General features: G+C 71.3%; 22 protein-coding genes and 1 pseudogene. 5 read left to right on the top strand and 18 right to left on the bottom strand.

All coding sequences use genetic code 11. The annotated features are described in order from the left end of the window. The first annotated feature begins 167 nt into the window (after window positions 1–167). On the top strand, window positions 168–1,649 hold the full coding sequence (locus N6H00_RS07205) for an LVIVD repeat-containing protein (protein WP_268970740.1): 1,482 nt from the start codon (window positions 168–170) through the stop codon (window positions 1,647–1,649). Window positions 1,650–1,653: 4 nt separating this feature from the next. Here N6H00_RS07205 and N6H00_RS07200 read toward each other — a convergent pair whose 3' ends face one another. The 9 genes from N6H00_RS07200 to N6H00_RS07160 form a co-directional block, all read right to left on the bottom strand. Further along, window positions 1,654–2,304: a TetR/AcrR family transcriptional regulator gene (locus tag N6H00_RS07200; RefSeq protein WP_268970739.1), complete on the bottom strand. Its 651-nt coding sequence runs from the start codon at window positions 2,302–2,304 to the stop codon at window positions 1,654–1,656. A gap of 138 nt (window positions 2,305–2,442) precedes the next feature. Then, window positions 2,443–3,156: an HAD family hydrolase gene (locus N6H00_RS07195; protein WP_268970738.1), complete on the bottom strand. Its 714-nt coding sequence runs from the start codon at window positions 3,154–3,156 to the stop codon at window positions 2,443–2,445. Window positions 3,157–3,223: 67 nt separating this feature from the next. Continuing rightward, window positions 3,224–4,219 (bottom strand): NAD(P)H-dependent flavin oxidoreductase, encoded by a 996-nt coding sequence (locus N6H00_RS07190; RefSeq protein WP_268970737.1) that lies wholly within the window; start codon window positions 4,217–4,219, stop codon window positions 3,224–3,226. Beyond that, complete coding sequence (locus tag N6H00_RS07185; RefSeq protein ID WP_268970736.1) at window positions 4,216–5,838, bottom strand: AMP-binding protein; 1,623 nt, start codon at window positions 5,836–5,838, stop codon at window positions 4,216–4,218. Before N6H00_RS07185 ends, N6H00_RS07190 begins: the two co-directional genes overlap by 4 nt. Continuing rightward, window positions 5,835–6,668, bottom strand: a complete 834-nt coding sequence (locus N6H00_RS07180; protein WP_268970735.1) for an enoyl-CoA hydratase/isomerase family protein — start codon at window positions 6,666–6,668, stop codon at window positions 5,835–5,837. The genes N6H00_RS07185 and N6H00_RS07180 overlap by 4 nt, the downstream gene beginning before the upstream one ends. A 10-nt stretch (window positions 6,669–6,678) precedes the next feature. Then, window positions 6,679–7,884: a CaiB/BaiF CoA transferase family protein gene (locus tag N6H00_RS07175; RefSeq protein WP_268970734.1), complete on the bottom strand. Its 1,206-nt coding sequence runs from the start codon at window positions 7,882–7,884 to the stop codon at window positions 6,679–6,681. After that, window positions 7,881–8,651 (bottom strand): enoyl-CoA hydratase/isomerase family protein, encoded by a 771-nt coding sequence (locus N6H00_RS07170; protein WP_268970733.1) that lies wholly within the window; start codon window positions 8,649–8,651, stop codon window positions 7,881–7,883. The genes N6H00_RS07175 and N6H00_RS07170 overlap by 4 nt, the downstream gene beginning before the upstream one ends. Window positions 8,652–8,701: 50 nt before the next feature. Then, the gene (locus N6H00_RS07165; protein WP_268970732.1) at window positions 8,702–9,634 is read right to left on the bottom strand and encodes a hydroxymethylglutaryl-CoA lyase; all 933 of its coding nucleotides are present in this window, start codon (window positions 9,632–9,634) and stop codon (window positions 8,702–8,704) included. Between the two features lie 63 nt (window positions 9,635–9,697). Further along, window positions 9,698–10,183, bottom strand: coding sequence for a MarR family winged helix-turn-helix transcriptional regulator (locus N6H00_RS07160; RefSeq protein WP_268970731.1), 486 nt, complete (start codon window positions 10,181–10,183; stop codon window positions 9,698–9,700). Window positions 10,184–10,295: 112 nt separating this feature from the next. Here N6H00_RS07160 and N6H00_RS07155 point away from each other — a divergent pair, with 112 nt between their 5' ends. Next, window positions 10,296–11,657 (top strand): MFS transporter, encoded by a 1,362-nt coding sequence (locus tag N6H00_RS07155; protein ID WP_268970730.1) that lies wholly within the window; start codon window positions 10,296–10,298, stop codon window positions 11,655–11,657. A gap of 522 nt (window positions 11,658–12,179) precedes the next feature. On the opposite strand, the gene N6H00_RS07150 is transcribed toward N6H00_RS07155, so the two are convergent. Further along, window positions 12,180–13,421 carry a multidrug effflux MFS transporter gene (locus N6H00_RS07150; protein WP_268970729.1) on the bottom strand — a complete coding sequence of 414 codons (1,242 nt, stop codon included), beginning with the start codon at window positions 13,419–13,421 and terminating at the stop codon, window positions 12,180–12,182. 51 nt (window positions 13,422–13,472) lie between these two features. On the opposite strand from N6H00_RS07150, the gene N6H00_RS07145 reads away from it, so the two are divergent. Further along, the gene (locus N6H00_RS07145) at window positions 13,473–13,985 is read left to right on the top strand and encodes a MarR family winged helix-turn-helix transcriptional regulator (protein WP_268970728.1); all 513 of its coding nucleotides are present in this window, start codon (window positions 13,473–13,475) and stop codon (window positions 13,983–13,985) included. Window positions 13,986–14,023: 38 nt separating this feature from the next. On the opposite strand, the gene N6H00_RS07140 is transcribed toward N6H00_RS07145, so the two are convergent. Further along, window positions 14,024–14,320: an ArsR/SmtB family transcription factor gene (locus tag N6H00_RS07140; RefSeq protein WP_268976864.1), complete on the bottom strand. Its 297-nt coding sequence runs from the start codon at window positions 14,318–14,320 to the stop codon at window positions 14,024–14,026. A gap of 108 nt (window positions 14,321–14,428) precedes the next feature. After that, a pseudogene (locus N6H00_RS07135) lies at window positions 14,429–14,881 on the bottom strand (tellurite resistance TerB family protein); the annotation flags it as partial. 156 nt (window positions 14,882–15,037) lie between these two features. On the opposite strand from N6H00_RS07135, the gene N6H00_RS07130 reads away from it, so the two are divergent. Then, the gene (locus N6H00_RS07130) at window positions 15,038–15,610 is read left to right on the top strand and encodes a TerD family protein (protein WP_268970727.1); all 573 of its coding nucleotides are present in this window, start codon (window positions 15,038–15,040) and stop codon (window positions 15,608–15,610) included. 266 nt (window positions 15,611–15,876) lie between these two features. Further along, window positions 15,877–16,764: a sulfotransferase family protein gene (locus tag N6H00_RS07125; protein WP_268970726.1), complete on the top strand. Its 888-nt coding sequence runs from the start codon at window positions 15,877–15,879 to the stop codon at window positions 16,762–16,764. Window positions 16,765–17,281: 517 nt separating this feature from the next. Here the strand turns inward: N6H00_RS07125 and N6H00_RS07120 are convergent. The 6 genes from N6H00_RS07120 to N6H00_RS07095 form a co-directional block, all read right to left on the bottom strand. Next, the gene (locus tag N6H00_RS07120; RefSeq protein WP_268970725.1) at window positions 17,282–19,222 is read right to left on the bottom strand and encodes an oxidoreductase; all 1,941 of its coding nucleotides are present in this window, start codon (window positions 19,220–19,222) and stop codon (window positions 17,282–17,284) included. Window positions 19,223–19,296: 74 nt separating this feature from the next. Next, window positions 19,297–20,289, bottom strand: coding sequence for a hypothetical protein (locus tag N6H00_RS07115; protein ID WP_268970724.1), 993 nt, complete (start codon window positions 20,287–20,289; stop codon window positions 19,297–19,299). Window positions 20,290–20,498: 209 nt separating this feature from the next. Next, entirely contained in the window at window positions 20,499–21,386 is an 888-nt protein-coding gene (locus tag N6H00_RS07110; protein WP_268970723.1) for an SDR family oxidoreductase, read from the bottom strand. After that, window positions 21,379–22,134, bottom strand: coding sequence for an SDR family NAD(P)-dependent oxidoreductase (locus N6H00_RS07105; RefSeq protein ID WP_268970722.1), 756 nt, complete (start codon window positions 22,132–22,134; stop codon window positions 21,379–21,381). The genes N6H00_RS07110 and N6H00_RS07105 overlap by 8 nt, the downstream gene beginning before the upstream one ends. Beyond that, window positions 22,131–22,961 carry an SDR family NAD(P)-dependent oxidoreductase gene (locus N6H00_RS07100; RefSeq protein WP_268970721.1) on the bottom strand — a complete coding sequence of 277 codons (831 nt, stop codon included), beginning with the start codon at window positions 22,959–22,961 and terminating at the stop codon, window positions 22,131–22,133. The genes N6H00_RS07105 and N6H00_RS07100 overlap by 4 nt, the downstream gene beginning before the upstream one ends. Window positions 22,962–23,255: 294 nt before the next feature. After that, on the bottom strand, window positions 23,256–25,679 hold the full coding sequence (locus N6H00_RS07095; protein ID WP_443072906.1) for a SpoIIE family protein phosphatase: 2,424 nt from the start codon (window positions 25,677–25,679) through the stop codon (window positions 23,256–23,258). Between the last annotated feature and the right edge of the window lie 102 nt (window positions 25,680–25,781).

Raw genomic sequence — 25,781 nt, 5'->3', positions numbered from 1 at the left:
CGCAGACCGTCTTAGCACGTCAACGTCGTCCTACGGCCGGGCGCGTTGGGAAAATCTCTTTACGAACATGTTGCCACCTGTTGTGGTGTACATGGAAAGGGCGATACTTCCCCCGATCCGTCAACCGTTCCACTCCGGACGCCAGACGGCGACAAAGGGAGGACGCAGTGAAGCCGTGGGAAAGATCCCCGCAGCGGCGCAGATACCTCGGCGCGGCCGTGGCCGCCTTCGGGCTGGTGGCCACCTTGCTGGCCGCGGGACCGGCGGCCGCGACCCCCGACCCCGGTGACGTCCCGCACCAGGAGACGGTGACGAAGGGTCAGCGGTCGGACACCAGGGAAGCCATCGACAACGGTGACATCCCCGGCGTGGACCAGGTCGTGCACAGCGACAACGTCAGCCACCTCAGCCACATCCCCAAGCAGGACCTCAAGGGCACCAACTCCGACCTGGCCTTCCAGGGGAAGTACGCCTTCGCGGGCAACTACGACGGCTTCGTCATCTACGACATCAGCCGCCCCAAGAGCCCGAAGATCGTGAGCCAGGTGCTCTGCCCGGGGTCGCAGAACGACGTATCGGTCTCAGGAGATCTGCTCTTCCTGTCCACCGACTCCTCGCGCAGCGACAACTCCTGCACCAGCACCACCCAGCCGGCCACCGAGAAGTCCTCGTGGGAGGGCATGAAGGTCTTCGACATCAGCGACAAGCGGAACCCGCGGTACGTCGCCGCCGTCGAGACCTCCTGCGGTTCGCACACCCACACCCTGGTGCCCGAGCGCAAGGACGTCTACATCTACGTCTCCTCGTACGCGCCCAGCACCACCTTCCCGGACTGCCAGCCCCCGCACGACGGCATCTCCGTCATCAAGGTGCCCCGTGAGTCCCCGGAGAAGGCCGCGGTCATCGACTTCCCCGTGCTCTTCCCGGACGGCGGCAACCCCGGTGCCCCCGCCAACCCCGGTGTCTCCCAGACCACCGGCTGCCATGACCTGACCACCTTCCCGAAGCTGAAGCTGGCGGCGGGCGCGTGCATGGGCGACGGCATCCTGCTGGACATCGCCGATCCGGCGAAGCCGCGGGTCATCGACCGGGTCGAGGACAACGTCAACTTCGCCTTCTGGCACTCGGCCACCTTCAACGAGCGCGGCACCAAGGTCGTGTTCACCGATGAGCTGGGCGGCGGCGGCGCCGCGACCTGCAACGCCGAGGTGGGCCCGAACCGCGGCGCCGACGGCATCTACGACATCGTCGGCAAGGGCGACCGGCGCAAGCTGGTCTTCCGGAGCTACTACAAGATCCCGCGCCACCAGGCCGACACCGAGAACTGCGTCGCCCACAACGGCTCGCTGATCCCGGCCAAGGGCCGCGACATCATGGTCCAGGCGTGGTACCAGGGCGGCGTCTCCATCTGGGACTTCACCGACTCCGACCAGCCCAAGGAGATCGGCTACTTCGAGCGCGGGCCGCTCTCCACCGACACGCTGGTCACCGGCGGCTCCTGGTCCGCGTACTACTACAACGGCTACATCTACTCCAACGACATCGCCAAGGGCTTCGACGTCCTGAAGATCGACGACCGGCGCACCGACAGCGCCGCCTCGGTCCGGCTGGGCGAGCTCAACGCCCAGACCCAGCCCGACTACCGCTGAGCGCTCATCCGGGCTGTCCCTGAGCGCTCATCCGGCTCCCGCCGGGCGGTTCCTCGCCCGGCGGGAGCCCGAGCTGCCAGTCCAGCCGGTAGCGGTGGAACAGCTCGGCCCGCAGCCGCTCGGGCGCCATCGGCGCGCCCGGCAGCAGCACCGCGACCACCGCGCCCATCAGCAGGGCGCGCAGCAGCCGGTAGTCGGTCTCGGGGTCCTCGGAGCCGTACGCCACGACCGTGTCCCGTAGCAGGGCGGCCAGCCGCTGCTGCTCGGGGCACTGGATGAAGCCCTCGGCCGTGAGGATGCCCGCCATGTGCGTGCGCATCAGCCGCGGCCGGTCCCGGGCCAGTCCCAGGATCGCGTCGATCGCCCGCGCCAGCAGCTCCCGCCCGGCCCCCTCGCCCTCCGGACGCGGCTCCCGCTCCAGACCGCGGGCCAGTTCCATGTGCATCAGCCGGTGGACGGCCGTCTGCAACAGCTGCCGCTTGCCCGGGAAGTAGTACGAGACCAGACCGCGGGCCGCCCCGGCCCGGTCGGCGATATCGGCGAGGGTGGTCGCCTCGTAGCCGCGCTCGTCGACCAGCTCGACCGTCGCCTCCAGCAGACGGACCTGGGACCGGCGGCGCAACTCCTCATTGACCGATGGGCTTCGGGGGGACATGCTGTAACTCCTGCGTTGGCTGGCTGTCAGCCAATATACTCAGGGGGGCGTTCGGTTGTCCGCCGATCTCCTTAGGGCGCCGTATGCCTGGCGCCGGTTCGGGCGACACGGGGGAACGCCCGAACCGGCCGCCTCGGTCTATGGGGCCGTGGCGCCGTCCGGCAGCAGGCCGAGCACCGCGCGCAGGGCGTTTGGACGCCGGTCCACCGGGAGATGGTCCACCAGATGGACCCGGCAGCCCAGGGCCGCCGCGCCCCCGTCCGCCCGGCGGTCGTCGCCCACCATCACCGTGTCGGCCGGGTCCAGCCCCAGCGCGTCGCACGCGGCCCCGAACAGCTTCGGGTCCGGCTTCTGGACGCCGTGCTCGTAGGAGAGCACATAGGCGTCCACCAGCGGGTCCAGGCCGTGGGCACGGAAGACCGGGCGGAGGTCCCAGCCGATGTTGCTGACCACCGCGACCCGCACCCCGCGCCGGCGCAGCTCGCCCAGCACCTCACGGGCGTCGGGATAGGGCCGCCAGGCGGCGGGCTCCATATGGCGGTCGTAGAGGGCGTCGTACAGCTCGGGGGCGGGCAGCGGCACCTCGCGGGCCAGCCCGGTGTAGGCGGCCCGGTGCAGTGCGGCGCCGCGGTCCCGTACCCGCCACAGCTCCTCCAGCGGCGGTGGCACCGCGAGCGGCGCGGCCCCGCCGGGCAGCGCACCGGCCTCCTCCAGCTCCCGCGCGTACCGCGCGGCCTCCTCGTCCGGGACGACGGTCCCGCTCCGCTCCAGCACGGTACGCAACCAGGATTCGGTGGACTCGACCCGGAACAGCGTCCCGGAGAAGTCGAACAGCGCGCCCTTGACCGTCACAGCCCACGCTCCCTCGGCTCGGCCCGACCCGGCCCGGAGCCGGGACTTCCGGCATGGTATGCCCCGCTCACACCCCTTCCGCCGGGGCGGGACCCGGTTCGGGGCCGACCGGCCGCGGCAGACGGGTGAGCGCGGCCCGGTACTCGGTGACGATGCGCTCGACGACGGCGGCCGCCGGGAGCACGGCGTCGATGAGCCCCGCCGACTGGCCCGCCTCCACCTTGCCCTCCTGGACCCGGCCGTGCAGGGCGGCGTCCTTGAGACTGGCGGCCTGGAACTCCTTGCGCCGCACGTCGAGTTCGGCGCCGGACTCCTCCAGGCGGCGCATGCGCGCGGTGAACTCGTTCGCCACGGCGCGGATGACACCGAGGCCGTGTCCGACGGTGCGGGTGCCGTCCACACCGGCGGCGAGGACCGCGGCCTTGTAGCCGGGGTGCACGGTGGCCTCCTCGGTGGCGAGGAACCGGGTGCCGAACTGGGCGGCGCCCGCCCCCAGGGCGAGCATCGCGGCCAGCCCGGAGCCGTCCGCGGCCCCGCCGGAGGCGATCACCGGGAGGTCGGGGACGGCCGAGACCACGGCGCGGACGAGGACCTGGGTGGTGACCATCGCGGGCGGCGGGTGGCCGCCGGCCTCCGCGCCCACGGCGATCAGCCCGTCGACGCCCGCGTCGGCGGCCTTGCGGGCATGCTCGACCCCGGCGACCACATGCAGGCAGACGGTGCCGATGTCCTGGAAACGCTCCAGATAGCGGCGCGGTCCGCCCTGCGAGGCGATCAGCACCGGCGGGCGGCGGGCGAGGAGCAGATCCATGACCTCCTCGGCCCCGGCCCGGTACAGCGGCAGGTTGACCGCCCAGGGGCGGTCGGTGCCCGCGGCCATCTCGTCGAGGGTCCGGGCCAGGTCGTCCAGGCGCATGGGGCCCGCGGCGACGACCCCCAGGCCACCGGCCTCGCTCACCGCCAGCGGCAGGGCCGAGCACGAGGAGGCCCAGGACATGCCGGCCTGGATGACGGGGAGGTCGATCCCGAGCAGCCGGGTGACGGAGGTGGGGATACGGGTCACGCCGGCACCTCGTCGTCCCGCCGGGCCAGCAGCGCGCGGGCGTGTTCGGCGAGCCGGTTCTTCTGCACCTTGGAGCTGGCGGTCATGCCGATGCCCTCGAACCCCTCCACGATGCGCAGATGGCGGGGCACCTTGAACCCGGCCATATGGGCGCGCGCCCACGTGATCAGCTCGTCCTCGGTGGTGCCGCCCGGTTCGTTGAGGACGACGAACGCGAACGGCACCTCGATCAGCCGCTCGTCCGGAACACCGACCACGACGGCCTGCCGCACCCGCGGATGGCGGTGCAAAGTGTTCTCCACGTCGGCCGGGGCCACGTTCTCACCGCCGACCCGGATGATGTCCTTGGTGCGGCCCACGAAGTGCAGCCGGCCCGTGGCGTCGAGCGTGCCGACGTCCCCGGTGGACAGCCAGCCGTCGGCATCGATGGCGGCGGCGGTCGCCTCCGGGGCGTCCAGATAGCCACGCATGACGTTCCAGCCGCGCACCAGGATCGAGCCCGGCTCACCGGGACCGCAGTCACGGGAGTCGTCCACGGCGCGGATGCGCACCTCCACCCCGGGCTCCACCAGCATCGCACCGGACGCCCTGACCTGGTCGTCCTCCCACCAGCAGGACTGGGCCACATTGGGCGAGGCCTCGGACAGACCGTATCCGGCCACGCACTCGGTGGCGCCCAGCTCGTCGATCACCCGGCGGATGATGGTGGGCGAGGCCGCGACCCACGCGCCCCGCAGACGGAGGGTGCGGTGCGCGCGGTCGGGGTGGTTGAGCAGCATCAGCGCGATGGTGTCGTTGCCGGAGAAGTGGGTGCAGCGTTCGCTCTCCATCAGCCGCAGCGCCTCGGCCGCCTCGAACCGGCCCATGGTCACCAGCGTCGTGGCGTGCTGGAGGGACGCCAGGACGGACAGGGTGCTGCCGGCGACGTGGAAGAACGGCCGGGCGCTGTGGAAGCGGTCACCGGGGCGCAGGCCCAGGCGCGCGCCGGAGAAGAACCCGTCGGCGCACATGCTGCGCTGGGTGAGCAGCACCCCCTTGGGGCGGGAGGTGGTGCCGGAGGTGTACTGGACCAGCAGGATGTCGTCGGGGGTGCCGGTGGCGGGGACCTCGCCGGTGGCCCCGGCCAGGAACCGCGGCCATGCCGTCGCCCACTCGGGCACGTCCGTCCCGCACACCACGACGCTCTGCAGATCGGGCAGGCTGCGGCAGGTGGCCGCGCCGTCCTCGCCGATGCCGAGCTCGCGCAGCATGGCGAGGAAGTCGACGCGCAGCACGCGGTCGGCGACGAACAGCGTGGAGACCTTGGCGTGGGCGAGGGTGTGGTGCACCTCGTCGGCGGTGTACCGGGTGTTGACGGGGATGGTCACCGCGCCGACCGAGCCCAGGGCGACGAACAGGGCGACCCAGCGCGGCCCGTTGCCGAGGCACAGGCCGACCCGGTCGCCGCGGCCGATGCCGGCGGCGGTCAGGGCGGACCGGATCCGGGCGACCTCGGCGGCGAGTTCACCGTAGGTGATCCGCTCCTCGGCGGTGACCACGGCCTCCACGTCGGGGGCGAGCAGCGCGGCCCGCTCCAGCGCCTCGTGCGCGGTCAGGGGACATACCGTCCGGAGGTTCATCGCCTCTCCTCATCGGTGCTGGGCGCGTGGCCGGCGCCACGGCGGGTGAACCGGTCGACGCCGTCCCGCCAGCCGTCGTCGGCCAGGCACTGCTCGATCGCCGCCATCTCGATCCGGATACCGCGGTCCAGGTCCGTCTCGCCGCCGAGGTCGACGGCCCGTTTCGTCAGCGAGATCGCCAGGGGCGGGGCCTTGGCGACGGTGGCGGCGATCTCCGCGCCCGTCCGTGCCAACTCCTCCTCGGGCACCACCTGGCTGACGACACCCCAGTGGAGGGCCTCGGCGGCGGCCATGGGGCGGCCGGTGAACAGCAGTTCCTTGGCGCGGCGCCGGCCGATGACGCGCTGGAGCCGCTGGGTGGCGCCCACCGTGCCCCAGTGCGGCTCCGGGAAGCGGAACGTGGTGCCCTCGGCGGCGACGGCGAAGTCCGCGGCCAGGGTGATCTCACCGCCGGAGCCCACGACCGCGCCGTGCACGAGCGCGACGACGGGACGGCGGCACCGCTCGATCGCGTCGTAGGCGGCGAACGAGGCCACCCGCCGCCGGCGGACCCAGGCGGCGTCCCGCCCGGCCCGCTCCTTGAGGTCCGCCCCGGCGCAGAACGCGGGGCCCTGCGCGGACAGCAGCACCACACGGACGGAGTCGTCGGCGTCGAGCTCCTCGAAGACCGTCCGCAGCTGCCGGCACATCGGCAGGTCGACGGCGTTGCGGGCGCGTGGCCGGGCCAGCTCGACCCGGGCGATCCCGTCGGCCACCGCACAGCGCACCCGCGGCGGGTCGGCCGGCTCTGTCGTTCCGGCCGGCTCGGTCACATCGGTCACGTCGGTCACGTCGGTCACCTCAGATCACCCCCGCGGCGCGCAGGCCGTCGATCTCGCCGCCGTCCAGTCCGGCGAACTCCGTGAGCACCGCGTCGGTGTCGGCACCCAGCAGCGGCGGGGCGTCGGTGGGCGGCGGCGCGCCGGTGGTCTCCCGCAGCGGGGTGCGCAGGGCGCGGAAGGCGCCCTCGGTGGGGTGCTCGAACTCCGCGACGACACCCCGCGCCCGCGCGTGCGGGTCGGCCAGGGCCTCGCGGACGCCGCGGACCTCGCCGGCCGGGATGTCGGCGGCGCGCAACTCCTTGAGCAGCGGTTCGCGCTCCCGTCCGGCGATGGCCGTCCGCAGGGCGGTCATCACGCGGTCGCGCTCGGCGACGCGGCCCGCGTTGTGCCGCAGCCCGGGATCGGCGGCGAGGTCGTCGAGGCCGAGGACGGCGCACAGCGGTGCCCAGTGCTGGTCGCTGCCGCTGATGTGCAGCCAGCCGCCGTCGGCCGCCTGGAACGCGGCGGAGGGGACCCGGCCGGGGTGCTGGGTGCCGGTGCGCACCGGGTCCTCGTCCAGGGCGAACAGCCGGGCCGCGTTCAGGGCGTGCAACGAGAGCTGGACGTCCATCATGGAGACGTCGTAGTGGCGGCCGCGGCCGGTGGCGGCGCGCCCGGCCAGTCCGGTGAGCGTGGCGATGACGACCCAGAGCCCGGAGGTCATGTCCGCCACCGGTATCCCGGTCTTGCTCGGCGGGCCGTCCGGTTCGCCGGTCATCGCCATGACGCCGGACAGCGCCTGGAAGACGGTGTCGTAGCCCTTGCGGGTGCGGTCGGGGCCGCTCTGCCCGAAACCGGTGGCGGAGACGTAGACCAGGGCCGGGTTGTCCGCGGCGAGCCGGTCGTATCCCAGCCCCAGCCGGTCCATGGCGCCGGGCAGGAAGTTCTCGACGACGACGTCGGCGCGGGTGGCGAGGCGGCGGGCGAGGTCCTGGCCGCGGGGGTCCTTGAGGTCCAGGGTGATCGAGCGCTTGCCGCGGTTGAACGCGAAGAAGTAGGCGCTCTCGCCGTGCGGCAGCCGGGGTTCGAAGCCGCGGGTCTCGTCGCCGCGGCCGGGCCGTTCGACCTTGATGACGGTGGCGCCCAGCTCGGCGAGGATCTGGGTGGCCATCGGGGCCGCCAGGACCCGTGAGAAGTCGAGGACGGTGATGCCGTCGAGCGGGCCGGGGGCGGGGTGCGCGCTCACCGGCGGAACCCCCGCATCAGGGCGTTGACGTCCTGGCCGGCCCGCATCGCGGCCTCGGTCGGCAGGTCGGCGACCCGGTAGAAGAGGTCCTTGGCGGCGCGGATGGCGCGGGGTTCCACGGCGGCCCACCGCTCGGCGATGCCGTACGCGGTCTCGACCACCGCCTCCGGCTCGACCACGTGGTTGACCAGGCCGTGTGCCGCGGCCTCGGCGGCGGTGAGCAGCCGGCCGGTGCTGACCAGTTCGAAGGCCAGCTTGCGGCCGAGGTGGCGCTGGAGCCCGGTCATGACCAGGGCGGGCACGATCGAGTGCCGCAGCTCGGGATAGCCGAACTTCAGGTCCGTACCGGCCACGGCCATGTCGGCGCCGATGGCGAGCCCGGCGCCGCCGCCCACCGCGGCGCCGCGCACCGCGGAGACGACGGGTGTGCCCATGTGCTGCATCTGCGTCTGGAGGTGTGCGGTGAGTGCGGCCCGCTCCAGGACGGCGTCCGGCTGGTCGGGGGTGAGGGTGGAGAACTCCGACAGATCGGCGCCCGCGCAGAAGCCGCGGCCGGCGCCGGTGAGGACGACGGCGCGGACGTCGCGGTCGTCCTCGGCCGCGGTGAGGGCGGTGCTCAGGGCCCGGGTGAGCGCGGTGTTCAGCGCGTTGAGCTTGCCGGGACGGTTGAGGGTCAGGACGCGGACGGGGCCGCGGTCCTCGACGAGCAGCACATCGGCGGCCGCTGCGCCCGTGTCGGCCGGCTGCCCGCTGGTCGTGACGGTCACGGAAGGTTCTCCTCGGTCGTGCGGTGGGGGATCGTATGCCGTGCGGCGGGTCAGGCGGCGGCCGCGGAGCGGGCGAAGCCGGCTCGGGCCACCATGCTGTGCAGGGGCCGGTCCAGCGCCTCCTCGCAGGCCCGGGACGCGGCGGCGAGCGCGTCGAGGTCGATGCCGGTGTCGACGCCCATCGCGTCCAGCAGGCTCACCAGGTCCTCGGTGCAGACGTTTCCGGTGAGGCCGGCACCGTAGCCGATCTTCGACGGATGGCCGCCGACGCCGCCCAGGGCGCTGTCGAAGTGGCGGCAGCCCGCGTCCAGGGCGGCCACCGCGTTGGCGATGGCCGTGCCGCGGGTGTTGTGGAAGTGGGCGATGACCGGCAGCCCGGGGTGCGCCCGCTCCAGCCGCCTGAAGAGGCCGGCCACGGCCGCGGGGGTGGCGACACCCGTGGTGTCCCCCAGCGAGACGGCGTCCGCGCCCAGGTCGACGAAGCGGGCGACGTCCTCGGCGACCCGGCCCGGGTCGACCTGGCCCTCGAAGGGGCAGCCGAACGCGACGGACACCACCCCGATCAGCCGGAACCGGCCGCCGGCCAGCGCGACCATCTCGGTGACCCGCTCCCACTGCCGCTCCCGGGTGGTGCGCAGGTTCTTCTGGGTGTGGCTCTCACTGGCCGACACCAGCAGGCTCAGCTCCTCGGCGCCCGTTCCGCGCTCGAGGTCGGCCAGGGCGCGCTCGACGGCCCGCGGGTTGGGACACGTGGCCTTGAACGCCACACCGGGGCGGTGGGCGACACCCGCCAGCACCTCACTGGCGTCGGCGAAGGCGGGGACCCACCGCGGATGGCTGTAGCCGGTCGCCTCGATACGGCGGAAGCCGGCGGCGGCGAATGCCTCCAGCAGGGCGATCTTGGTTTCGGTCGGCACGAACGTGGGTTCGTGCTGGAGCCCGTCCCGGGCGAAGCATTCGCAGATCGTGACCGCGTCGGTCATCGAGCCACCTCCTCATGGATGACTCCACCACAACTACCCTCGCTGTGTTGATAAAGTCAACACCTAGGTGTCGTCGAGATGATCCCGCTCGCGCCGCTCCAGGGACAGCGCGAGATCGGTGAGCTTCTCCAGCGCGCGCCCCAGCGCCTGCGCTTCCTCGTCGGAGAGCACCGCCGTGAACGCCGCGTCCCGCTCGTTCGCCGCCGCGATCAGGCCCCGGTACACCGTCACCCCCGCCTCGGTCAGGGCCAGTTGGCGGCTGCGCCCCGACCCCTCGGTCCGGCTGACCAGACCCCGTTCCACCAGTCCCCGCACCACTCGGCTCACCTGCGCCTTGTCCAGTCCTGCCCGGCGGGCCAGGCGGTTCAGGGTCAGGGTCGGATCGGCCGCGATCAGTGCGATGGTGCGCCACTCGCCGAGGCTCACGTCGAACTCGCGGCGGTACCTCAGTGCCGCACTGCGCGAGAGCGCCGACGATGTGCGCGACAGCCGGTAGGACAGCAGCTCGGAGATCGGTACCAGGTCTCCGCCACCCTCACGTTTCACCATGGGCGGCATGGTATCTCCGCCGAGGGTGTTGACTTTATCAACGGAAGCGTCGGAAACTCGCACCGCCGCCGCCCCGGCGACGCAGCCGCTCATCGCAAAGGAGTCGTACGTCGTGGCCGACCCTTCAACTCTCACCGGATCCCAGGACGCCGACGCCGCCGAGACAGCCTCGGTCGACCGCACCGCGACCTACCGCACCATCGCCTGGCGCGTCATGCCGCTCCTGGTCATCTGCTACGTGGTCAGCTTCATCGACCGCACCAACATCGGAATCGCCCAGCAGGGCCTCGAACGCGACCTCGGCTTCGGCTCCGCCGTCTACGGCCTGGGCGTGACCCTCTTCTTCGTGGGCTTCATCCTCTTCGAGGTGCCGAGCAGCAGCCTGCTCGCCCGGATCGGCGCCCGCAAGACACTCGTGCGCATCATGGCGTCCTGGGGTGTCGTCACCGTCGCCACCTCACTCGTCCGGGACGAGATCACCTTCTACATCGCCCGGTTCCTCCTCGGCGTCGCCGAGGCCGGCTTCTTCCCCGGGGCGCTCTACTTCCTGTCCCGCTGGTTCCCCTCCGCCCGGCGCACCCGGATGACGGCGGTGTTCTTCGCGGGCGTGCCCATCTCCGGCGTCCTCGGCTCCCTGATGTCCGGCAGCATCATGCACACCTTCGGCGGCGTCGCCGGCCTCGCCGACTGGCAGTGGCTGTTCATCGTCGAGGGCATCCCCCCGCTCCTGCTCGCCGGTGTCGTCCTGCTGTGGCTGGTCGACGAACCCGCACAGGCCCGGTGGCTGACCCCCGCGCAGCGGGCGGCCGTACACGCCGACCTCGCCGCCGACCAGCGGCGCAAGGGCGGAGAGGAGGCCGGCGATGGCCACGGCGGACTGCGCCACGCGCTGCGGGACCCCAAGGTGTGGATCATCGGCCTGTGTGCCTGCGGCGCCTACACCCTCGCCAACGCCGTGTCGTTCTGGACGCCGCGGATCATCGCCGAGGCGGGCGTCGGCGACGTCCTCGACCTCGGCCTCTTCTCCGCCCTGCCGCCCCTGCTCGGCATCGTGGTCATGCTGATCGTGGGCCGCCACTCCGACCGCACCCTCGAACGCCGCTGGCACGCGGCCCTCAGCTGGACCGTCGCCGCCCTCGCCATGGTGGCGCTGTCGATACCGGGCAACAACGTCACCGTCGTCGTGGCGCTGCTGGCGGTCCTCGCCGCGGCCCACTACTCCGGCCTCACCGTCTTCTACTCGATTCCCTCCATCTACCTGGGAGAACGCGCGGCCGCCACCGGAATCGCCTTCGTCACCTCGATGGGCTCGTTCGCCGCGGCCGCCTCCCCGTCCCTGCTCGGCTTCATCAAGGACGCCACCGGCAGCCTCTCCCTCGGCCTGCAGATCAGCGCGGGTATCGCCCTGCTCGCCGTCGCCCTGCTGCTGATCGGGGTCAAGGCGAGCGATCTGCGGGAGCGGCGGTCCCCGTGAGCCGTCCGGACCCCTCCGGCAGGGCGCCGAGCCACCGTCCGACGTCGTCGTGCAGTGCGCTTGGCCGCGATGACGGAGGACCACCAGTGGTTCACCACATACGGCACGTCCATGGCCCGGAAGAGCTCCTGGGGCGCGTCGGCGTCGACCAGCGCCAGGGGGGCGTCCGCGGCCGGCGCCGGCCCGCAGGTCCGCGAACCACGCGCGCTGGTGGCGCAGGGCCTTTGCGGCCGCGGCCGCCTGCGCGGGCTGGTCCAGACGGTGCGCGTCGTCGTGGCGGCGGCAGTAGCACAGGACGTACCCGGCAGTAGCACAGGACGTACCCGGCGCCGGTTTCCCGTACCCGGTCGCGGACCAGCTCCGTCGCCCGGCGCGCGGAGCGCGCCGCCGTCGACAGCGCCTGGCGGGTGTAGTGGTCCGCGAGGTCTGCCCGAAACGGCGCGGACGCCACCCCGCCGCGCGCGGCCGGGCCTACGTCCCGCCGTCCGGTCGCAGAAGAATCTGTAGCCTGATCGGCGCCGGTCAGTCGGCGGACCGCCAGGGACGTATCAGCAGCACGAGGCAGCCGGCGGCGCAGACCAGGGCGGTGAGCATCGTGCCGGCCATCGGCGTGGCGCTGGTGGTGCCGAAGGCGCCGACGAGCGGTGAGGCGGCGGCGCCGAACAGGAACTGGATCCCGCCGAGCAGCGCGGACGCGGCTCCGGACGCCTCCCGTCCGAACGACTGCCCAAGGCTCATGGTGGCCGGGAAGACGCCGCCGATGCCGAAAGCGGCGAAGAAGACGGTGACCCAGGTGCCGGCCAGGCTGCCACCGACCGTGGCGAGCAGCAGCACCTGGAGCAGGACGGCGGCGGAGGCGACGGCGACCGACGCGCTCAGCAGCGTGCCCAGCGCCATCCGCCGCGACAGCGTGCCGAAGACCGCGCTGGCGAGCAGCATGCCGCATGCGTTCGTCGCGAAGATCAGGCTGTACAGCCCCGCCGACGTGCCGTAGACGTCCTGGAAGACGAAACTGGACCCGGCGATGTAGGCGAACAGCGCGGCACTGGTGAACCCCAGCGTGAGCGCGCAGCCGAGGAAGGCCCGGTGGCCCAGCAGCCGGCCCATGGCCCGGAAGCTGCCGGCCACCCCGCCCTGCTGCCGGCGCTCCGGCGGCAGCGACTCCGGGACCCCGCGCAGTACCGCGAGGAAGAGCGCGACCCCGAAGAGCGCGAGAGCCCCGAAGACCCACCGCCAGCTGCCGGCCGACAGCACCGCACCTCCGATGACGGGCGCCGCGACCGGCGCCACGCCCAGCACCATGCTCAGCAGCGAGAAGTAGTGCGGCAGTCTGGGCCCGTGGAAGCGGTCGGTGAGGACCGCTCGCGCCAGCACCATGCCGGCGGCACCCGCGACACCCTGGAGGAACCGGGCGACGATCAGCAGCTCAATGGTGGGCGCGACCACGCACACCAGTGACAACACGACGAACAGCGCGGTTCCGGCGATCAGCGGACGGCGACGGCCGAGGCCGTCACTCAGCGGACCGATGACCAGCTGCCCGATGACCAGCCCGGCGAGGAACCCGGTCATGGACAGCTGCACGGAGGAGTCGTTGGTGTGCAGCGTGCGGGCCATCTCCGGGAAGCCGGGCACGTACATGTCGATCGCCAGGGGCGCTACGGCGGTCAGCGCGCCGAGGAGCGCGATCAGAGCGGCGGGCCGGCGGGATGGGGCGGTGACGGCGGACACCGTGGGCACCGGCTGCGGTGACTTGGCTACCATGCCCGAGACGGTAAAGCATTCGTCTACTGGTTAACAATTTTGGCGGCGACCATGACTCACCCCTCGACCTCCGTCGACTTTCGCGCGCTGTGGGCGGCGGCCAACCCCGACCTCGACACCTCTCCCATGGATGTCGTGGGGCCCCTCAAGCGCATGGAGGTGCTGCTCACCGTCGCCCTGGAGCCGCTGTACGACGGTGCCCCGCTGACCGCGCCGGAGGTCGACGTGCTAGTGCAGCTGCGGCACGCCGACGACCCGGTGATCGCCCGGCGGCTCGCCGAGAGCCTGGGGTGCTCCCGCGCGGCCGTCAGCAAGACGCTGGCCAAGCTCGAGAAGCGCGGCTACGTCGAACGCCGCCCGAGCCCCGCGGACCGCCGCGCCGCCCTGGTCACCGCCACACCGGCGGGGTGCGAGGTGATCGACGCCATGTTCCCCCGCCAGCTGGCGGTCGAGGCGGAACTGCTGGCCGGACTGGGAGAGGACCGGGAGCGGGTGGTGGAGGCGCTGCACCTGCTGGAGCGGGTCCTCGAACGGGGCGTCCGGCGACGCGCTCCCCGTCGCTAGCCGTCGCGCGCCCGTCGCCAGCCCTGGGGCGGGCGCCGCTAGCCCTGGGGCGGGCCGCTGTCCTGCGACTCGGCCGGGGCCGGGTCGGGCTCGGGCGGGGCGAGGAGGTAGCCGTGGAGCTGTTCGAGCAGTTCGGCGATGCCTTCCCGGTCGGCGCGGTAGCGGACCAGCTTGCCGCTGCGCGTCGACTGGAGCAGGCCGCCGCGGCGGAGGACCGCGAGGTGCTCGGAGGTGGTCGACGGGCCGAGCCCGGCCCGCTCGGCGACCTCGCCGACCGTCAGCTCCTCCCCGTCGGAGAAGTGCGAGAAGAGCTTCTGGCGGGTCCCGCTGGCCAGCGCCTTGAGGAAGACCTGAAGGTCGTCGCCGGGTATGGCGGCCGCGGAGCGCGTCCCGCGGTCCGCCTGGGGGCCGCGGTCCTGACGGGGGACCCGGAGCGCCCGGTGCAGGTCGAACTCGGCCGGCGGAATGTCCAGGGCCGAGCAGACTTCGTGGACGACGGCCCGTTCACTGTCGTCGAAGTGGCCGTCGGCGCAGCCGATGACGATGCCGATCTGGATGACGGCCCGTGCCTCGGCGGGCTTCCTCTTCGCCTTGCCGATCTCCTGCAAGGCGCCGACCTTGCCGAGGGTGAAGTCCGCGGTCAGCTGATCGAGATGGTCCTCGAAGCGGCGGTGCAGATCGTCCGAGGGGAAGCTCTGGAGCACGTCGTTGGTGGCGATCAGCTGGGCGACGCGTTGTCTCTCGGACGGGTCGATCGTGCCGTCCGCCGCCGCCACCAGGGCGCACATCGCCATGCTCGCGTCCCGGAACGCCCCGCTCTGCAGCTCGGTCTTCTTCGCCGTGAGCTGAGCCTGCATCGTCTGGACCGAGTACTTGAGGCGGTCCCACAGCGCCATCTGCGTCTCCTTGTCGGCTTACCCATGACGTGACACGGGAGCAGAATCTACAGGTTTGTAGACAGCTGTCGCGAAAAGCAGCCGCGCATCCGTGGTTCTACAGTGCTGTAGATTCTAGGCGCCTGTTGATCACTTCGAACCCAGGAGCTGTGCCCTGTGACTGTGAGCCTGACCAAAGGCGGCAATCTCTCCCTCACCCGTTCCCAGCCCGGCGTCGCCAGCGTCGTCGCGGGCCTCGGCTGGAAGGTGAACACCGGTCCCGGCGATGTGGACCTCGACGCGAGCGCCCTGGTGCTGGGGGCGGACGGCCGGGTCCTGTCCGATCAGCACTTCGTCTTCTTCAACAACCGGGCCACACCCGAGAACTCCGTACGGCACACCGGCGACAACAGGACCGGCGAGGGTGAGGGGGACGACGAGCAGATCGCCGTCGACTTCACCTCGCTGCCGCCCGAGGCGGAGTCGGTCGTGTTCGTGGTGTCGATCCACGATCAGGGCGGCGCGGCCCACACCTTCGGCCGGGTGCGCGATGCCTACATTCGTGTGGTGCACCAGGCGGCCGGTGTGGAGATGTGCCGCTACGAGCTGACCGAGGACGGCCACGACGAGACCGCGATGGTGTTCGGCCAGCTGTACCGGCGGGACGGGGAGTGGAAGTTCCGCGCGATCGGCCAGGGCTATGCGTCGGGCCTGGTGGGCATCGCCAAGGACTACGGCGTCAACGTGTGAACCCGGCGGCGCATCGCCACGAGGGACCTGCCGGGACCACACCGCGGCCGCCTGGGGCATCACCGGCCGAGTGGATGCTGTCGTAAAGCATAAATTAAGCCAAGCACATCACCGCAGGTGGCGACCGGTGACCGCGGAGCCCTCGCGGCGTCCCGTCACCTCCTGGACACCCTGAGTTTGCCCTGTCCCCCTGCAATCGCGTCAACCGGGGGAGTGACGCGCCGACTTGGGGTCCGGGAAAGGGTGGAATAGTGCGAGATGTTCCGATGAGCGCCGTCAGCAAGGGGCTGAAGCGGCGAGGCAGGCTCCTGGTCCAGGCCCTGCGCCCGCCGACGTCAAACGCGGGCAGCGGCACCGCCGCTGCCCGTCGTACCCGGGAAACCGATGAGACGGATCGCTACGTGGCCCCGCACACGCCCCGGCTGGTCGAGTCGCCGGTCTTCATCCTCTCCCCGGTGCGCTCCGGCTCCACTCTGCTGCGCGTGCTGCTCAACAGCCACTCGAAGATCCGCGCTCCGCACGAGATGCATCTGCGCACCCTGCACGTGCACATGGACCGCGACTTCACCCCGGATGCCATGAAGGAGCTGGAACTCGACAAGAGCGAACTGGAGCATCTGCTGTGGGACCGGGTGCTCGATCTGGAGCTCAAGCGCAGCGGCAAGGAGATCGTGGTCGACAAGACCCCGCCCAACGCGCTCATCTGGCCCCGGCTGCGACGATGTTGGCCCCAGGCGCGCTACCTGTTTCTGCTGCGGCACCCCGAGGGGGTGGTCACGTCGCTGGTCAACCGCCGCCAGAAGCCCGACCTGGCACAGATCCACGCCGAGGTGCTGCGGTACGCGGAGAAGCTGGAAGAGGCCCGGCAGACGCTGCCCGGCCACACCGTCACCTACGAACAGCTCACCGGTGAGCCTGAGAAGGCCACCCGCGAGATCTGCCATTACCTCGGTGTCGAATGGGAGGCCGGCATGCTCGACTACGGCCGGCACGACCACGGCACCTTCCGTCCGCACATGGGCGACTGGAGCACCACGATCAAATCGGGCAAGATCCAGCCCGCGCGCCGCGTCGACCACCGCCCGGACCTCCCGCCGCGGCTGGCCGAGATCGCCGAGGCATGGGGCTACCAGGCCACCACCACGACGGTGTGAGAGGCCGATGCGGACCGACGTCACGGTCCGACGTCGCGGTCCGGTGTTCCGCACCGGCGGCGGCGACGCATGGGCGCCCTCCGGGCCGTGCCGTGGGGGGGCAGGCCGGATGCACCGGGTGTTCCGGCTGCGAGGCGGAGTATGTCCTCGGCCCGCAGCGACCGTGGCCCGCGCACCGGAGGAGGCAGGGCGGCCGAGTCAGCACGCGCGACGCCCTTGATGTGGGAAGTTGCCAGGGCGGTTGACGCATCACGGGGTCGTGGGGAACGAGCAGCGTCGCACCGTCTGCCGGTGCGGCGTTGCCCTTTCACTTGGACCTCTTCCGACTGGCTGCCCCGCTGCACCACTTGGGTCACCGAACGGATCCGAGCACGGAACGTACCCCACGACGCACCTCAGGCACTGCGCCGACTGACCGACCGCACGATGGCACGGTGCGGTGCCGGCCCCGGTAGAGCCGGGGCCAGCCAGCCGGGTCCCTCGGTGGGGGCCCGGTCCGTCGCAGGTATGGGGCTCGTCAGATGCGGCGCGCAGTGAAGTACGCCGTATGCAGCGCGTCGTAGACCGGGCCCGGCACCGCTGCCGAACCGATGGTCACCACCGGAACCCCCGCCTCGCACAGTTTCGCTGCCAGGGTGCCCTGTGCCGGTTCCCGGCCGAGCGCGAGCACCACCGCATCCACCTCGACCGTCCCCTCGCTTCCGTCCGCAGCGTGCAGACGCACGCCCTTGTCCTCGACCGCGACGACCTCGCAACCCATCCGCACCTCGACGCCCGCCTCCGCCAGCCGGCCCGGCAGCACGAGCGCGTCGTACTTCACTTCGTTGCCGCGCATCAACCGCTCGCCGCGCTCCAGGACGAGGACTGTGGTGCCGGGCAGTTCGGCCAGCCGTAGCGCCGACTCGCAGCCCTGGAAGCCGCCACCGACGACCACGACCCGGCGCCCGGCCAGTTCCTCACGTCGGTTCGTGATGTCGCCGGGCCCCAGCACCGGAGCGCTCTCGGCCACCGGACCAGGGAACGCGCGCTGGGGCGCCCCGGTCGCGATCACGACCTCGTCGAACCCGTCGGTGAGCGAGGCTGCGTCCGCGGTCACCGTGCGTATTTCGATCCCGCGCCGGGTCACCTCGTGCACCAGGTGCTCCCGCAGGCCGGCGAGGTCCTGCTTCACGGTGGACCCCAGAGCGTGGTTCAACGCTCCGCCGAGCTCGCCGGGTTCGAAGAGTACGACCGTGTGTCCACGGTCGTGCAGGGCCGCGGCCGCGCGCAGCCCGGCAGGGCCGCCCCCTGCGACGGCGACGCGTTTGGGCGCTGGGGCCGTGCCGAGCGGGAACCGGCCTTCCTCCGCCACCTCGGGATTGACCGTGCAGCCCACGCTGCGTTTCTGGTCGAGCCCCCGCTCCAGGCAGCCGTCGTTGCAGCGGATGCACGGCACGATCTCCAGCTGCCGCCCTTCGCGTGCCTTCTCGGCCCAGCTCGGGTCGGCCAGCATGGCGCGGCCGAGCGAGACGAAGTCGGCGCTGCCGGACCGCAGGACCTCGTCGGCGATCTGCGGAGTGACCAGGGAGCCCGAGGCGATCACCGGGACCGACACGGCCGACTTGATCTTCTCCCAACCCCAGCGGTGGGGCTGCCGCGGCATGTACCAGGAGCTGACCTCCCACTCCTGCTTGGCGTGGTACCCACCCGAGGCATGGATGACATCCACACCGTGCTGCTCCAGCAGCCGGCACAGCTCCACGGTCTCCTCGATCACGATGCCGTCCGGTTCGTAGTCGCTCACCGAGAGCCGCACGCTCAGCGGAAATTCGCGTGGCACATGGGCGCGGACGCTGTCGACGATCTCCAGGAGGATCCGTGCGCGGTTCTCGAAGGAGCCGCCGTAGTCGTCGGAGCGGTCGTTGGTGTGCGGGGACAGGAAGTTCGTGATCATGTAGCCGTGGCCGGCGTGGATCTCCACCAGATCGAACCGTGCCGCCCAGGCGCGCGCCGCGGCCTCACCGAAACTGCGCACCACTCCGGCGATCTCCTCGACCGTCAGCGGCGTGGGGACGACGCCGAACGGCGCCTCGGCCACGTCCCAGGACGAGGACGACGCGGACTTCATCGGGTGGGTGCCCAGAAACCGCTGCCGACCGGAGTGGACCAGCTGCAGTCCGATCGCCGCGCCGGTCGAACGGACCTCGTCGGCGAGCCAGCCGAGCCCGGCGACGTGATCCTGGCGGCTCGCCCCGGGCTGGCCGTGAATGGACTTGCTGGCGTCATCGTCCACGTACGTGTACTCGACCATGACGAGGCCGGTACCGCCCTCGCCGAGCCGCCGGTAGTGGTTGACGGTACGGGGGGTCACCGTGCCGTCAGCGTTGCACGTCGCGGTCGTGTTGGGGGACTTGACCACGCGATTGCGCAGTGTCAGGGCCCCTATCGTGCCGGGCTGGAACAAGCTGTCGAAAGCCATCGTCGGGCCTCCTGTGAGGTGGGAAAAGTGGTCGGACAGGCTCCTCGGCGCCGTCCGACAGCCGGTCGGGAAGGTCAGGAACGTCCGGGCACGAGACTTGTCGTGGCGCAGGCGTCGCAGACCGGTGTGCTGCCCGAGGCCGGTTCGCGGTCCATCTCCAGGACTACGTACGCCTTCATGCAGCGGTGGCACTCGGCCCAGGTGGCGGCCGGATCGTCCACTTCGCCGCGCGGGCCGGCAGCGGTCGACTCCGCCACCGGGCGCAGCTTCACCACGACTGCGTACAGCACCGCGCTGACCACCAACGCGACCAACTGCGCCGTGCCGGCCGGCGGCGTGGGCACACCTGGCGCCTCGGCGAGGTGGATACCGACGGCGGAGGCGAGTAGCCACACCCCGAGTCCCCAGGTGACCCTGGGCAGTCGTAGCGCGCGGAACTCCGGTCCTGCGGCGCGGTCCTGTGGTACGAGCGCGTAGTGAGTGAGCGCGATGCCGACCCAGCTGACCAGGAACACGCCCTGCCAGGTCAGTGCGGACTGCGGGTAGCTGAAGACGTCGGTGAGCATCAGCAGGAACACCACGGCTGAGGTGAGGACGACCAGCACCGTGCGGCTGAGCCGGACACCGATCAGATGGGTGATCAATCGGCCCCAGTTCGCGGACGCTGGTAGTGGTTGAGGCTGTTGATGCGGGCCTGTGACACCACGATCAGGATCATTCCGGCAAGGCCGAGGATCGCTTGGACCACGCCGGTTGTTCAGGCCGCTGCGCCGGCCCCATCGGGCGAACAGGGCGTTGATCAGTGAGTAGGTCGCGACCGAGATGCCGATGGCGATGAGCGCGTCGACCGTTCCGTACAGGCTCGCCGCCGGCGCGCCGTAGAACAGCCAGACCATCGCACTGAGCAGGGACCAGTACGACATCGTCAGCTGCCAGCGCCCGACCCGGGCGGTCAGCGGAACCATATGGTTGCTGTAGTCCTCGGCGCGCTGCTCGGCCACGACGGCGGGATCGTCGGTGGGTCTGGTCCGCGGAGGGAAGAGAGGGGCGTCCTGGGCCGGCGACATGGTCGCTCCAAGAGGAGAAGGGAGTTCGGAGAGTGCATACGGAAGTGCATGCAGAAGTGAATACTTTGTGCCGGGCAGAAGCCACGTCAATGGCCGTGCAGCGGAAGTTCTTGGTCAGAACACCGCACTGAGAAGGGGACAACGCGCACCGGAGCGGCGATACGCGGGCATGCCGCAGAGCTGCCCGGCAGCTCAGGAGACCGGGCAGCTCAGCCGGCGTCGGTGATCAGGGACCGGGCGCTCTCACGCCGTGTTCGCAACTCCACCGCATCGGCGCGCAGGTTTCTTCCCCCGGCCGGGCTGCCGATGCCGCGCACGCCGAACCCGCTGTCGGCCCACAGGCACTCGCCGGTGGCGACCCGGGCGGCATCCGAGGCGAGGAAGACGAACGCGCCCGCGTAGTCCTCCGGTTCTGGGATGAATCCCTGCGGGATCACGTGCTCGGCCCCCGGGAGGACAGCGTCGATCGGCTCCTGGCCGAGGCTGTGCAGACCTTCCATGCGGGTGCGGGCCACGCCGACAGCGACGCCGTTGACCCGCACATGCGGGGCGAACTCCCAGGCCAGCTGGCGCACGATGCCGAGGTCGGCGTGCTTGGTCGCGACATAGAGCACGCCGTCGTCGACCGCGCGGTAGCTGGCCAGGGAACAGGAGAAGATCATGTTTCCCCGCGTCCGCAGCAGTGGGGCCAGGGAGGCGCGGGCGCCGAGCAGGTACCCCTTGACGTTGATGGCGAAGATCTCGTCGAGCGCAGCTTCCAGGTGTTCGGCCGGCACCTGGGCGAGCGGCAGGTTGCCCGCTCCGACGCCCGCGTTGCCGACGAACACGTCGAGGCGGCCGTACGCCTCCAGCGCTTCGCTGACAGCCCGTTGGTTGTCGACCAGTTTCTCTACCGAGCCGACCGTGCCGTGGACGTCCGGACCCATTTCCGTGCACAGCTTGCCCAGGCGGTCCGCGTCGCGGTCCAGCACCGCGACCTTCGCACCCGCCTCGACATACCCGTGCACCACGGCGCGGCCGACGCCGGCCGCGCCTCCGGTGACCAGGGCTACCTTTCCCGCCAGCGGCAGGGGGCCGCTCTGTGCGGCACTAGGCATGGATCGCACCTCCGTTGATGTCGATCACGGATCCGGTGAGGAAACCGCTCGCGTCCGAGACCAGATACGGGACGATGGCGGCGATCTCGTCGGGGCGGCCCAGCCGCCCGACCGGGATGGCCGCGCTGAGCGTCTGCTCCGAGACGGTGTCCGAGGCGGCGAAGTACTCGTCCAGGTGCTCCGTCTTCACGGTCCCGGGGTTGAGTACATTGGCGGTCACGCCCAGCCCGGCCACCTCGGCGGCGAGCTGCCGGGTGAAACCGACCAGCCCGGACTTGGCGGCCACATACCCGATGGCGTTGCCCAGTTGGGGGGCCGAGGCAACCACCGAGCCGATGTTGAGGATGCGGCCCCAGCCTCGTTCGATCATTCCGGGCAGCACGCTCTGGCACAGCAGGAAGGGGATGGTGAGGTTGATCTCGAGCTGCTGCTGCCAGTCGCCCGGCGTCGTGTCGCGGGTGGTGGAGGCACGGGTGAAGCCACCGGCGTTGTTGACCAGAATGTCCACCCGGCCCGCCGCCTCCAGCAAGCGTGTCCGGCCCGTTGCGGTGCGCAGATCCGCTGCGCAGGGAATCACGCGACCGCGCTCGCCCAACTCCTCGGCCTGCCGGGCGAGGAGAGCCCCATCGCGGCCACCAGTTACCACGGTCGCACCATGGTCGAGCAGAACCGCCGCGATCGCCGCGCCGATTCCCCGCCGCGCACCGGTGACCACGGCCACATGCCCGGACAGGTCCTGCCCGGTCACCGGCTCTCACCGCTGGACGCTCCCGCGTCGGTACGCCCGACCCGGCCACCCGGCCGGGCGATGCCGCGGACGGACAGCCCACTGTCCGCACTGACCATCGTCCCCGTCATCACGGCCGCTTCGGAACGGGAAGCGAGCAGGGTGAAGATCCCGCTGTAGGCATCGACGGTCGGGATCTCCTGCAGGGGCAGTGCCTCGCGGGTGCCGTCCAGCACCGAGTCGGTGGCCGCCTGCCCGAGTGCGGTGGTTCCCTTCAACCGGGTCGGGGCCACCCCTGGAGCGACACCGTTCACCCGCACATCCGGAGCGAGTTCGTAAGCGAGCTGGCGCACCAGGCCCTGCACTGCGTGCTTCGACGCGGTGTAGAGGACGCCGCCGCCGGCGGCATTGGCCCCCGCGAACGAGCCAGTGAGGATGACCGAGCCACGCGAGCGGATGAGCTCGTCCAGGGCCGCCCGGACGCCGAGCAGGGGAGCGAGCACGTTCACCCCGAAGAGCTCGTCGAACCCGGCCTTGAGCTGGTGTCCAGGGATGTCCTCCAGCGGCCGGGCCGCATCGGTGATGCCCGCGTTGCCGACGAAGACGTCGACTCGGCCCCAGGCCTCGGTGGCTGCGGCGACCGCCTGCACGTTGCCCTCCCAGGACCGCACATCCGCGACCACCGGGATGACCACGCCCCCGAGCTCGTCAGCCAGTTCCTTCACCTTGTCGGTGATGTCCACGGCGACGACGCGCGCGCCCTCGGACGCGTACCGCGTGACGACCGCGCGACCGATGCCCGCTCCGGCGCCGGTGAACACCACCACTTGCCCGTCAAGTGCTCCCACGGGGACCTCCACATACATTGAGTAGTTGTCTGTGATTCCACGGCGGAGCGCGACGTCGTGGGGGAAGGCGCTGCGTCGGCCTCGCCGTCGTCGGCCGGAACGTGCCGGCAGCCACCGTGCGGCTGGTGTGCCGCGAGCCCAGGTACGGTGGCCGCTCTGGCGACCGGAAACCGTGAAGCGAATACACTTTTGCATGCACTCTTGGCGGTGAGCAATACCGTGGTCCGTCTCAGGCTCGGCCGGCCCCGTGACCGCGGCGCGGCCGGCCAAGTGCCCATCGCGCAGTGCCGAGATTCATTCACGTGCTGAGCCGGCGGGAAGGTCCTGTTCGGCCCAGATGGTCTTCCCGAGCCGGGCGTACCGGGTTCCCCAGCGCTGGGTGAGCTGGGCGACCAGAAGCAGGCCGCGTCCGCCCTCGTCGAACACCCGGGCACGCCGGAGGTGCGGCGCCGTGCTGCTGTGGTCGGACACCTCGCAGATGAGGCTGCGATCGTGGATCAGCCGCAGTCGGATGGGCGGCTGACCGTATCGGATCGCGTTGGTGACCAGTTCGCTGACCACGAGCTCGCTGACGAGCGCGAGTTCCTCCAGTCCCCATGCGGTCAGCTGGGCGAGGGCATTCTTGCGGGTTCGGGCGACGGCTGCGGGGTCGGCCGGGACGTCCCAGGTGGCGATCTGGTCGGCCGGCAGGGCGTGGGTGCGGGCGAGGAGCAGCGTGATGTCGTCGTCGGAGCGAGAGGGGAGCGTCGCGTCGAGCACGGCGTCACAGGCGGCCTGAAGAGAGCCGACGGGCCGGGCCAGGGCGTGGCGCAACGCGTCGAGCCCTTCCTCGACGTCACGGTCGCGCCTGTCGACCAGGCCGTCGGTGTAGAGGGCCAGGACGCTGCCTTCGGGCAGTTCGACCTCTGCTGTCTCGAAGGGGAGATTGCCCAGGCCGAGCGGTGGGCCGGCGGGGAGGTCGAGAAGGTCCACGGTGCCGTCCGGGCCGAGTACCACAGGCGGGAAGTGGCCGGCGCGGGCCAGAGCGCAGCGGCGGAAGACCGGGTCGTAGACCGCGTACAGGCACGTGGCACCGATGTCCCCGGTCATCTGCGGGTCGGAATCCGCGGTGGCTTCTGCGGAGAGGCGTATGACGAGGTCGTCCAGGTGGGTGAGCAGCTCGTCGGGCGGGAGATCGATGTCGGCCAAGGTGCGCACCGCGGTGCGCAGCCGGCCCATGGTGGCGGACGCCTGGATGCCGTGGCCGACGACATCGCCGATGACCAGGGCGACCCGGGCGCCTGACAGCGGGATGACATCGAACCAGTCGCCGCCCACTCCGGCCTGAGCGCCGGCGGGCAGATAGAGGGAGGCGACCTCGAGCGCCGTCTGCTCGGCCAACCGCTGTGGCAACAGGCTGCGCTGGAGGGTGACGGCGGTCGTGTGCTCGCGGGTGTAGCGGCGGGCGTTGTCGATGCAGACGGCCGTCCGGGCGGTGATCTCCTCTGCCAGCAGCAGGTCGTCCCGCTCGAAGGGCTCTGGGTTGCGATGACGGAGGAAGACGGCCACCCCCAGGGTGGCGCCGCGGGCCCGCAGGGGCACCACCATCACCGAATGAGTCCCCGCGTCGCGGAGGCGGGCGAACTGGGCAGGTTCGTGATCCGCCCACCGGGCGAGGGCGGGGTCGGTCATCCGGTACGTGGCCGGCGGCATCGCCAGCCACTCGGCAGGAGGGGAAGGCTCTGGACACGTGACTTCCGCTCCCAGTGCGACCGCGGACTCAGGTGTGCGCTGAAGGACGGACAGCTGGGCGGTACGGCGCATGGTGACCGGGCCCGCCACCGGTCCGGGCGGGGGCTCGCCGCCGGCGTCGAGGCTGGTCAGCAGGTCGACACTGACAAAATCCGCAAGCCGGGGAACGGCCAGGTCAGCTAGTTGCCGGGCGGTGAGGGCCATGTCCAGGCTGGTGCCTATGCGGGTGCCGGCCTCGTTGAGGAGCAGGAGCCGCTGCCGTGCCTCGTACTGCTCGGTGGTGTCCTGCGCCGCGAAGCACACGCCGCACAGGCGACCGGCCGGGTCGTTCAGCGGGGCGAGATGGATCGCCCACGCATGTTCGCGCCTCTCGCCCGGGACGCGCAGGTAGATCTCGAGGTACTGCCGATCACCGGTGTCCACTACGCGGCGCATGGCGCGCTCGATCTTCTCGCACTCCGGGTGTGGGTGCGCCTCCACCACGCGCAAACCGCGCAGCTGGTCCGTGGTGAGAGCGACCAGGCGTTCGTTGTCGGCGTTCGTCAGCACGTACCGCAGATCCGTGTCGAAGATCGCCAGAGAGCACGGCGCCTGGTCGAGGCACCACTGTGCCGGAATGCCGTCCCCCGGTAGGCGCGGCCCCCGGGCCGTGCCCCACACGAGGAGCCAGTCGGATCCGTTCTGCGTCACCCGACGATGCGCGAGCAGCTCACCCGTCACACGGCGGCCGTCCCGGTGCCGCACCGCCACCTGGCCGCTCCAGCTCCGTCGCCCGGCCAGGCACTGCCCGGCAGGATGAACATCCTCAGCGAGAAGTCCGACAGCCGGCCGCCCCACGACATCCCCTGATCGGTAGCCGAGCAGACGCCGCGCCCCTTCACTCCACCCGGTCACAATGCCCTGTTCATCGGTGGTGGCCGTGACGGGATCCGCCGCACCGAAAGGATCATCGTGCGGATCTGTGGAGGTGCTCCGGTGTCCTGCCATGGTGACTCCTACGCAGGAGGTTCTTCCCCTCACAGGCATATCGCACCCGGCCATACGCTGCACGACCTGCCCACGTAGCCCGCCTCGACGACAGCTGCCGCG

Source organism: Streptomyces sp. S465 (genome assembly GCF_026898115.1).
Lineage (GTDB): Bacteria > Actinomycetota > Actinomycetes > Streptomycetales > Streptomycetaceae > Streptomyces > Streptomyces luomodiensis.
This window is presented reverse-complemented; position numbering and strand designations above follow the sequence as displayed.